At 63.0% G+C, this 9,522-nt stretch carries 8 protein-coding genes; 6 read left to right on the top strand and 2 right to left on the bottom strand.

Annotation, left to right across the window (positions count from 1 at the left end; all coding sequences use genetic code 11):
- The first annotated feature begins 446 nt into the window (after positions 1-446).
- Positions 447-2,087 (top strand): ABC transporter substrate-binding protein, encoded by a 1,641-nt coding sequence (locus NKJ90_RS32825; RefSeq protein WP_023763142.1) that lies wholly within the window; start codon positions 447-449, stop codon positions 2,085-2,087.
- A gap of 392 nt (positions 2,088-2,479) precedes the next feature.
- Here the strand turns inward: NKJ90_RS32825 and NKJ90_RS32820 are convergent, their stop codons facing one another.
- Together NKJ90_RS32820 and lepA are read right to left on the bottom strand one after the other, a co-directional pair.
- Positions 2,480-2,995, bottom strand: a complete 516-nt coding sequence (locus NKJ90_RS32820; RefSeq protein WP_023763143.1) for a hypothetical protein — start codon at positions 2,993-2,995, stop codon at positions 2,480-2,482.
- A gap of 514 nt (positions 2,996-3,509) precedes the next feature.
- Positions 3,510-5,315 (bottom strand): translation elongation factor 4, encoded by a 1,806-nt coding sequence (gene lepA, locus NKJ90_RS32815; RefSeq protein WP_023763144.1) that lies wholly within the window; start codon positions 5,313-5,315, stop codon positions 3,510-3,512.
- Positions 5,316-5,503: 188 nt separating this feature from the next.
- Here lepA and NKJ90_RS32810 point away from each other — a divergent pair, with 188 nt between their 5' ends.
- The 5 genes from NKJ90_RS32810 (at position 5,504) to msrA (ending at position 9,375) form a co-directional block, all read left to right on the top strand.
- Positions 5,504-6,682: a TadE/TadG family type IV pilus assembly protein gene (locus tag NKJ90_RS32810; RefSeq protein ID WP_023763145.1), complete on the top strand. Its 1,179-nt coding sequence runs from the start codon at positions 5,504-5,506 to the stop codon at positions 6,680-6,682.
- Between the two features lie 105 nt (positions 6,683-6,787).
- On the top strand, positions 6,788-7,159 hold the full coding sequence (locus NKJ90_RS32805) for an endonuclease domain-containing protein (protein ID WP_023763146.1): 372 nt from the start codon (positions 6,788-6,790) through the stop codon (positions 7,157-7,159).
- Positions 7,160-7,430: 271 nt separating this feature from the next.
- Entirely contained in the window at positions 7,431-8,129 is a 699-nt protein-coding gene (locus NKJ90_RS32800) for a DUF1223 domain-containing protein (protein ID WP_023763147.1), read from the top strand.
- A gap of 100 nt (positions 8,130-8,229) precedes the next feature.
- Positions 8,230-8,532: a hypothetical protein gene (locus NKJ90_RS32795; RefSeq protein ID WP_023763148.1), complete on the top strand. Its 303-nt coding sequence runs from the start codon at positions 8,230-8,232 to the stop codon at positions 8,530-8,532.
- A 111-nt stretch (positions 8,533-8,643) separates the two neighbouring features.
- Positions 8,644-9,375, top strand: a complete 732-nt coding sequence (msrA, locus tag NKJ90_RS32790) for a peptide-methionine (S)-S-oxide reductase MsrA (RefSeq protein ID WP_023763149.1) — start codon at positions 8,644-8,646, stop codon at positions 9,373-9,375.
- The last annotated feature ends 147 nt before the right edge of the window (positions 9,376-9,522 follow it).

The following is a 9,522-nucleotide window of genomic DNA, read 5'->3' as shown; positions in this document are numbered from 1 at the left end:
TCCTCTTCAAAGAGAAGGCCCCTAAAGAATCAACCTTTCCACTCAACGCAAGACTTACTCTTACTCATATGCGATTCCCCTGCCCCTTGAGGGGAGATGTCGCCGAAGGCGACAGAGGGGGTCGTCGCGCGTAGAGCGCTAGCATCATCTTTTTGAAAGTACGAGGTCGCGTCCCGTCGTGCCGACCCCCTCTGGCCTGCCGGCCATCTCCCCCTCAAGGAGGGAGATTGGCGCCGCGCCGTTGGCGCATCTCTCCCAGCGCGGCTGTAAAGTATAAGCGCACTGCCGACTCCCCCCTGCGGAGCACCGCACAATCACTGCGGAAAACCGAACACTGCCGAGCCTCGCCCCGCTCTATCATTCCCCCAGGCAAAAGGCGTCCCGGCGATCGCTTACGTCCCCGCGTCTGTCGATCGGCCGGGGCGCCCAACAACAGGGGAACGACGATGAAATTCATGCTGACCGACCGCAAATTGCACCCGCAGGCAAAACCCGTCGCCGACGACTTCAAGAGCGGCGGCATCAACCGCCGCGAATATCTGGCCTTGATGGCCGGCCTTGGTGTCAGCGCCGCCGGCGCGCTGGCGCTGGGCGGGCTCGCCCCCACCCCTGCCCGCGCGGCGGAACCCAAGAAAGGCGGCGTCCTGCGCGTCGCCATGAACGTCAAGGGTTTCAAGGACCCGCGCACCTTCGACGGCGTCGAAATGTCCAACGTCGCGCGCCACTGCAACGAATATCTGGTGCGCTGGAACACCGACTTCTCCTTCGAGCCCTGGCTGCTCGAAAGCTGGGAGGCGAGCGACGACGCCAGGACGCTGACGCTGCATGTGCGCAAGGGCATCTCCTGGTCGAACGGCGACGCCTTCAACGCGGACGATGTCGTCCACAACCTCACCCGCTGGTGCGATGCCTCGGTGGCCGGCAATTCGGTCGCCGCGCGCATGGGCGCGCTGGTCAATGCCGACACCAAGAAGGTTGTCGACGGCGGCATCGCCAAGGTCGACGAGTTCACGATAAAACTCAATCTGCCCAAGCCCGACATCTCGCTGATCGCCGGCATGGCCGACTATCCCGCGCTGATCATGCACCGCTCCTATGAGGGCGACGGCGATCCGATGAAGGCGCTTGCCATCACCACCGGTCCCTGCGAGCTGGTCAGCTGGGATGCCGAGACCGGCGCCGAGGTGAAGCGCAAGGATAAGCCCTGGTGGAAGGGCGAATTCCACCTCGACGGCATCAAATGGGTCGATTACGGCTCCGACCCCAACGCCATGCTGTCGGCGTTCGAATCCGGCGAGATCGATACCGACCACGAAACCGCCTCCGACGCTGTCTCGCAGACTGAGCAGATGGGGCTCAAGAATTCCGAGATCGCCACCGGCTCCACCATCGTCGCTCGCTTCAATGTCGGCAACGCGCCCTATGACGACGTCAAGGTGCGGCGCGCCGCCCAGCTCGCCGTCGACAATTCCGCCGTGCTGGCGCTCGGACTCGGCGGCCGCGGCAAGCCCGCCGACAATCACCATGTCGGCCCCATGCACCCCGAATATGCCGATATCGGCCCGGCCAAGCGCGACCTGGACCAGTCGAAGAAGCTGCTCACGGAGGCAGGCAAGGCCGACCACGAATTCGAGCTCATCTCCGTCGATGTCGAATGGCAAAAGAGCACCGGCGACGCCATCGGCGCGCAGATGCGCGAGGCCGGCCTGAAGATCAAGCGCACCGTGCTGCCCGCCGCCACCTTCTGGAACGACTGGAGCAAATACCCCTTCTCCTGCACCGAATGGCTCGGCCGCCCGCTCGGCGTCCAGGTGCTGGCGCTGGCGTATAAATCCGGCGCCGCCTGGAACGAAAGCGCATATGCCAACAAGGAGTTCGACGAACTGCTAGACAAGGCGCTGGCGACCCCGGACGCCAAGGCGCGCAAGGAGATCATGGCCAAGATCGAGCAGAATTTGCGCGACTCAGGCATCATCATCCAACCCTACTGGCGCTCGGTCTACCGGACCTACCGCAAGGGTGTGGAGGGTTGCGAACAGCACCAGGCGCTCGAGCAGCACTTTGAGAAGGTGTGGATCGAGGGGTGAGGCCTCGCCGCTCTTGGGTTCCTCGCCCCCACGAGGAACACCTCATCCTGAGATGGAGTGCCGGCAGGCAAATGAGGGAAAGCGCCGACACTGTTCGATATCCCGCAAGCAAAGAAAGAAAAGTTCCGTCGGCGCCACCCCCTCACCCGACCTCCGCTTCGCTCCGGCCACCCTCTCCCCGATGGGGAGAGGAGACTCCCAGCGCCGGCGCCTCCTCTTCTCCCCACCGGGGAGAAGGTGGCCGCGAAGCGGCCGGATGAGGGGGCTTCGTAATGTGCCAGCCTTGGCCTATTTCCGGCCGGCCCTACCTTCACAAGAGGCACCAGCCGGTGGATCGCCTCGGTGGCGCTGTTGCGGATATCGACGGACCGCGCACAACCGCACCGATCCGTTCAGCGCTCGGATTTCACAAGTGTCCAGATCCAGCCAATAAAAGTCAGCACCAGGAACGGATAGCCGGCGGCGGGCAGCGGCGACGAGGTCGGCAGTAGGGGCGCGCGCCACAGGATCATGCCTGCCGAGACGACAAACAGCAGGGCGGCCACGAGCGCGGTGAGACGCATCCAAACGGCGAAAGTCTTCGGCGCGCTGACCATGACAAGTGCGGCCGCCCACAGCGAGATGCCGCCGACATAGGAGGGCACGCTGGCCTCAAGCCCTGCCGCATTGCCGGCGAGCAGCAGGCTCTCGCCGGCGAGGAAGGTCAGGAATCCGGCAGCTATGCAGTCATTGCCCAGCCGCTGGTATTTCATCGTCAGCAGCGCGGTCGCCACCACCAGCGCCACGCCGTCGATCGTCCACAGCGTTTCGCGCAGTTCGGCGCTGGCGACGAAAGTGCCGGCGAGCCCGAAAGCGCCACCGATGGCCAGGCCGGTCGCGGCAACGATGTCCAGCGGGTTGGAACGCATTTGAAATCTCCCCCAAGCCCTGCTGAGGATACTCCTGGGCGGAACGTTCTCAAAGGGGTAGCGCGAAGCGGAAAACGGAGAAAGTGTCGAGACGTGTCTGCCCTCGGGCGATCCGGCCTTGTCACGCCCTCGCCTGCGGTCGAGAAGTGGCCGACGCGAATGCCGGTGAGACAGTTGCCTGAGCCCGCGTCGGCCACTGGCGAACCGAGGTCCGCCGCCCGATTTTTGTAGCGCCCCATCGCGGCACGAGCAACCAAGCCCAGGCCATCGGTACGTATTCGTACAAACGTGATCTCCGCGTGCCGATGCCAACAGCGCGGGGACCCTGGAACATTCAAAAAAGCGCTCGGTGCCCAGATAGCCTGGGCGCCGCCTCCTGGAGAGTAATCTACACCGCTCTGCGTCAACGCATCGCTAGCGGGGCACATTGCCCCCGGCAACTCCACCGCTTTCGAAGCCTGCCATCGATCCACCGGATCGATGAATTGGCGCGCTTCGCGCGCCAATCGGCTTCTCAATCCCCCATCTTCAGCGCCTGAATAAACGCCTCCTGCGGGATATCGACCTTCCCAAACTGGCGCATCCGCTTCTTGCCTTCTTTCTGCTTGTCCAGCAGCTTGCGTTTGCGCGAGACGTCGCCGCCGTAGCATTTGGCGGTGACATCCTTGCGCAGCGCCGAGATGGTTTCGCGGGCGATGACCTTGCCGCCGATCGCGGCCTGGATCGGGATCTTGAACAGATGGTTCGGGATCAGTTCCTTCAGCTTCTCGCACATCTGCCGGCCGCGCTTTTCCGCCGCCGTGCGGTGCACCAGCATGGAGAGCGCGTCGACGGGCTCCTCATTGACCAGGATCGACATCTTGACGAGATCGCCTTCCTTGTAGTCGGTGAGGTGGTAGTCGAACGAGGCGTAGCCCTTGGAGATCGACTTTAGCCGGTCGTAGAAATCGAACACGACTTCGTTGAGCGGCAAATCGTAGATCAGCATGGCGCGCTTGCCGACATAGGACAGGTCGGCCTGGATGCCGCGCCGGTCCTGGCAGAGTTTCAATATGCCGCCGAGATAGTCGTCGGGCGTCAAAATGGTGGCGCGGATCCACGGCTCCTCGATGGCGGAGATTTTCACCACATCGGGCATGTCGGCCGGGTTGTGCAATTCCTTCATCGATCCGTCGGTCAGAGCCAGCCGGTAGACGACGCTGGGTGCGGTGGCGATCAGATCGAGGTTGAACTCGCGCTCCAGCCGCTCCTGGATGATTTCCAGATGCAGCAGGCCCAGGAAGCCGCAGCGATAGCCGAAGCCGAGCGCCGCACTGGTTTCCATTTCAAAAGAGAAAGAAGCGTCGTTGAGGCGCAGCTTGCCGACCGCGGCGCGCAGATCCTCGAAATCGGCGGCGTCGACCGGGAACAGGCCGCAGAACACCACTGGCTGCGCCGGCTTGAACCCGGGCAGCGCCTTGGCGGTGGCGCGCTTGTCCTCGGTGATGGTGTCGCCGACGCGGGTGTCGGCCACTTCCTTGATCGAGCCGGTCAAGAAGCCGAACTCGCCGGGGCCGAGCTCGTCGACATTGATGCGGGCCGGCGTGAACACGCCGGTGCGCTCGACCAGATATTTGGCGCCGGTGCCCATCATGCGGATGGTCTGGCCCTTCTTCAGCACGCCGTCGATGATGCGCACCAGAACGATGACGCCGAGATAGGCGTCGTACCAGCTATCGACCAGCATCGCCTTCAGCGGCGCTGAAGCATCGCCCTCGCGCGGCGGCGGCAGCTGGTGGACGATGGCCTCCAGCACATCGGGAATGCCAAGCCCGGTCTTGGCCGAGATCAGCACGGCGTTGGAAGCGTCGATGCCGATCACCTCCTCGACCTGCTCGCGGATGCGCTCGGGCTCGGCGGCCGGCAGGTCGACCTTGTTCAGCACCACGACGATCTCGTGGTTGTTGTCGATCGCCTGGTAGACATTGGCCAGAGTCTGCGCTTCGACGCCCTGCGAGGCGTCGACCACCAGCAGCGACCCCTCGCAGGCGGCGAGCGAGCGCGACACTTCATAGGCGAAGTCGACATGGCCGGGCGTGTCGATCAAATTGAGGATATAGTCCTCGCCATTGTTGGCGTGGTATTTCAGCCGCACCGTCTGCGCCTTGATGGTGATGCCGCGCTCGCGCTCGATGTCCATCGAGTCCAGCACCTGCTCCTTCATGTCGCGCAGCTCCAGCCCGCCGGTCAGCTGGATCAGCCGGTCGGCAAGCGTGGATTTGCCATGGTCGATATGGGCGACGATGGAGAAATTTCGGATGTGGTCGAGGGGCGTGCTCATGTCGCGCGCTTTAGCAGGGGCGGCTTGCTGCGGCAAGCGGCACAGCCACTGCCGGGCAAGTGCCGCCGGCGCTTGTCGCTCATTACGCGCTCTTCGCGAAAAACGATAAACATTAACCAAGTCCGTTAGAGCATAATTGGGGACTGCCATGTTAGCCGGGGAGGATATTCTGATATAAGGATCAAGGCATGCGGGGGCTGGCAGGCAGGTTTATCAGGTCGCGGAGCGGCGCGTTCGCACCGATACTCGTTCTCGTCATGATTCCGCTGATCACCGCGATCGGTTTTTCGGTCGACTACACCTCGGCGGTCCAGACCAGGTCGACCGAACAGGCGGCACTCGATTCCGCGATCCTGTCGATCACCACGATGGATACCGCCTCGACGAAGGCGCAGCGCCAGGTAACGATGCAGGCCTCCTACGTGGCCAATGGCGGACAGGGCACCGCGACGCTGAACACCTTCGACGTCAGCGCCAACGGCACCGCCACGGCGCAGGCCACGGCGAGTTACCCGATGCCGACCGTTTTCATGCAGATCGCCAGGATACCGACGGTGGCGATCGGCGTCTCATCGGCGGTGAGCAAGACGCCCGCACTGGTCGCAGCTACATTCAACGTCGATCACGTTTCAGGCTACTGGAACAAGACCATGACCTTGTACGGACTGCCGTTCGGTTCGACCTCCAGCACCACACCGACGACCATGATGAAGGTCAACTATGTCTACAAAGGCTATAACTATTCCTATACGAGCGGGGGTAAGACTTATACCGCTGCCGACCCGAAAGGTTACGGCACGACAACTATTTCCACTGTGTCGGGAACAACCTCGACGCAGGTTCAGAGCCAAGTGTGCACGACAGTAGGGTCAAAAACCGATTTCACTCCCACTGCTGGAGTTTACAGAAGCACCGCGGTAGCAAAAAGCGGAAACACGAGCGGCTCCACCATCTATTTCAAGACAACGTGCGCGACCACGAATTCCGCCGGAAACACCAGTGGCGCAACAATCAATGTGAGCACCATGGACCAGCTCTATCTGCAGATGGATGTGCCGTCCGGACCGGTCAACCCGCTCAAGTCGAACAATGCAGACACGTCGAACCGGCTCTACCTCGGCGCCGGGTACAGTACTGCTGCACAAAGGGACCTGGACCCTTCCAAATACCTCCCTGTCGAGGTTAAAGGCAACACGGTCGTCGACATCTTCGGCGCTGTGCCCTGCAGCCAGACCAGCGATCAGGCATGGGAAGACGGCGGCAACAATCCTCCACTGCCTGATGTCACGAACGCCGACTTCTTCTACAGCGTGACCGGCAAGTGCGACTTCAACAAGCGGCCCTCCAACACGGTGCTGACGCAGTAAGCTGCGCTCTTGGCCTTCTCCCTGCGGTAGAAGGTGGATTGGCGCGCAGCGCCAAGACGGAAGAGGGGTGCTGGACGGAATACAACGGCCGGGTAATCTGGCGCCATGCCGCATCAACCTGTTCTGCCAGCCAAACGAAGCTTCGCCCATTCGCTCCGGCACAAAATGACGGAGGCAGAAGGCAGGCTGTGGCATGAACTGCGCGACCGCAGGCTCGACCGGATAAAATTTCGGCGCCAGGTTCCCGTCGGAAGGTACATTGCCGATTTCGTCTGCTTCGAAGCTGGCCTCATCATCGAGATCGATGGCAGCCAGCACGCGGAGTCGGATTCTGACCGTGTCCGCAAGGCAGACCTGGAGGCGAGGGGCTTTCGCATTCTGCGCTTTTGGAACGACGATGTTCTGAAAGACTTGAACGCCGTCTGCGACACCATCATCGCCTATGTACGAGATATGAGTCTCCAGCCGTGGCGATAGGGGCTCCGACTTCCCTTCTCCCCTTGTGGGAGAAGGTGTCGCCGAAGGCGACGGATGAGGGGTGTTCCAGGGAATGCCAACGCCTCATTCCCTGGAACACCCCTCATCCGTCTCGGCGCTGCGCGCCGATCCACCTTCTCCCACAAGGGGAGAAGGGAAGAATTGAGCCTGATGATCACAAACCGGTGAGCGCTGTAACGAAGCGGCAGACAGCGGCGAAGTGGGGACATGAGCGGCGCATCCGGGCGCCGGCGCCCACGGAGCAAGCCGAATGTCAGGGTCCAGCAAGTTCGTCACAGTGTCCAGCCTTTGCGCGCTTGCACTCGCCGTGTCGCTCGGTGCGGCCGCTGCCCTGCCGCTCACGGTGGTCGAGCTGTTCACCAGCCAGGGCTGTTCGTCCTGCCCGCCGGCCAACGCCAATCTGATCAGGGTCAAGGACCAGCCCGGCGTGCTGGCGCTGTCCTTCAACGTTACCTACTGGGACTATCTCGGCTGGAAGGACACGTTCGGCCGCCAGGAATTCACGCAGCGCCAGGTCAGCTACGAGCCGCCGCTCGGCCATGACGGCCCGTTCACGCCGCAAGTGGTGGTCAACGGCCATGCCGATGTCGTCGGCGCCGCACCCGGTGAGATCGAAAAGCTGATCGCAAGCACTGGCCGAATTAGTGGCCCGTCGCTGTCGATCGACCGCGGCAAGGTCAGCATCGGCGCCGGCTCGGTGCCGGGCGGCAGGGCCGATGTCTGGCTGGTGCGCTATCTCAGGGGCGTCGTCCAGGTGCCGGTGGCGCGCGGCGAAAACACCGGCCGCACCTTGCCGCATGCCAATGTCGTGCATTCGCTCAAGAAACTCGGCAGCTGGACAGGCGACGCCGCGGCGCTCGATCTGCCGCCGGCTTCGGACGGCCTGAGCACCGCCGTGCTCGTCCAGTCGCCAGGCGGCGGGCCGATCCTGGCCGCCGCTACCAACTAGATCACGCTTCCACAAAGATTGCGCAAACGCCGCACGCGCGGCGCCGCATAGCACGGCCGCCAAGACGGCGCGCCCTTACGACCACCCCAAGGAGACCATCATGACCACTCTGTTTCGCCTGACGCTGCCTGCCCTCGCTTTCGCTCTGTGCTCGACGGCGCTGTTTGCCGGCGGCATCGCCCGTGCCGACGACGCGATCAATGCGATGAAGCCGGCCGCGAATGCCATGAAACCCGCCGCCGATGCCATGAAGCCGGCCGCGGATGCCATGCAGCCTGCAACCGATGCGATGAAGCCCGCCGACCCGATGGCCACCAATTCGATGAAGCCGGCCGCCGACGCCATGAAGCCGGCGGTTGACGCGGTGAAACCGGCAACCGATGCCATGAAGCCGGCCAACTAGGCCGATTGCCGGCGGCGCACGCGAATGTGAGCCCCCGCCGCAACTAGCGCGTCGCGCCGCCGTCCCTGATCCAATAGACTGATCCCAATGGGAGCCATGAGGAGTGCAACCATGACCGACATCAAGACACCAAACCGTTCGCTTGGCTTTGTCAAAGGCGCGCTCGCCGCACTTGCGCTGGCTGCCGCGGGCGCCGCCTTATGGCTGACGCCGGCGGTTTCTGCCGAGGACGCGGTGAAGATCCCGCCGCCGGCTTTGGACGAAAAGGCGGTGGCCGGCAGTGAAAAGGCAATCTTCGCTGGCGGCTGCTTCTGGGGCGTGCAGGGCGTCTTCCAGCACGTCAAGGGTGTGACCAAGGCCGTCTCCGGCTACACCGGCGGCGACAAGGACAGCGCCGTCTACGAGACCGTCGGCACAGGCCGCACCGGCCACGCCGAGTCCGTCGAAATCACCTACGATCCGTCCAAAGTGACCTATGGCCAGCTGCTGCAGGTCTATTTCTCGGTCGCCCACAACCCGACCCAGCTGAACTTCCAGGGACCGGACTCCGGCACGCAGTACCGCTCGACGATCTTTGCCGAAAACGATGCGCAAAAGAAGATCGCGCAGAGCTACATCGCCCAGCTCGACCAGGCCAAGGTCTTCCCGCAGCCGATCGTCACCACGCTGGAAACCGGCAAGACCTTCTATCCGGCCGAGAATTATCATCAGGATTTCCTGACGCTGAACCCGACCTATCCCTACATCGTCTACAACGACCTGCCCAAGGTGGCGAACCTGAAGGCGCTGTTCCCGGCGCTGTACAGCGAAAAGCCGGTGCTGGTGCTGTCGGCGAGCAATTGAACTCTCGAAGGAGACGTCGGCGCGAAGCACCCCCCTCTGCCCTGCCAGGCATCTCCCCCTCAAGGGCAGGGCTATCGCATATGAGTAAAGAGGCTAAGCAGGTTTTGATCGGCCCATCGTGCCTTGAGTCGTTTGTGGCTGAGCGGG

Source organism: Mesorhizobium sp. M0051 (assembly GCF_040323235.1).
In the GTDB taxonomy this organism is placed as follows: domain Bacteria; phylum Pseudomonadota; class Alphaproteobacteria; order Rhizobiales; family Rhizobiaceae; genus Mesorhizobium.
This window is presented reverse-complemented; position numbering and strand designations above follow the sequence as displayed.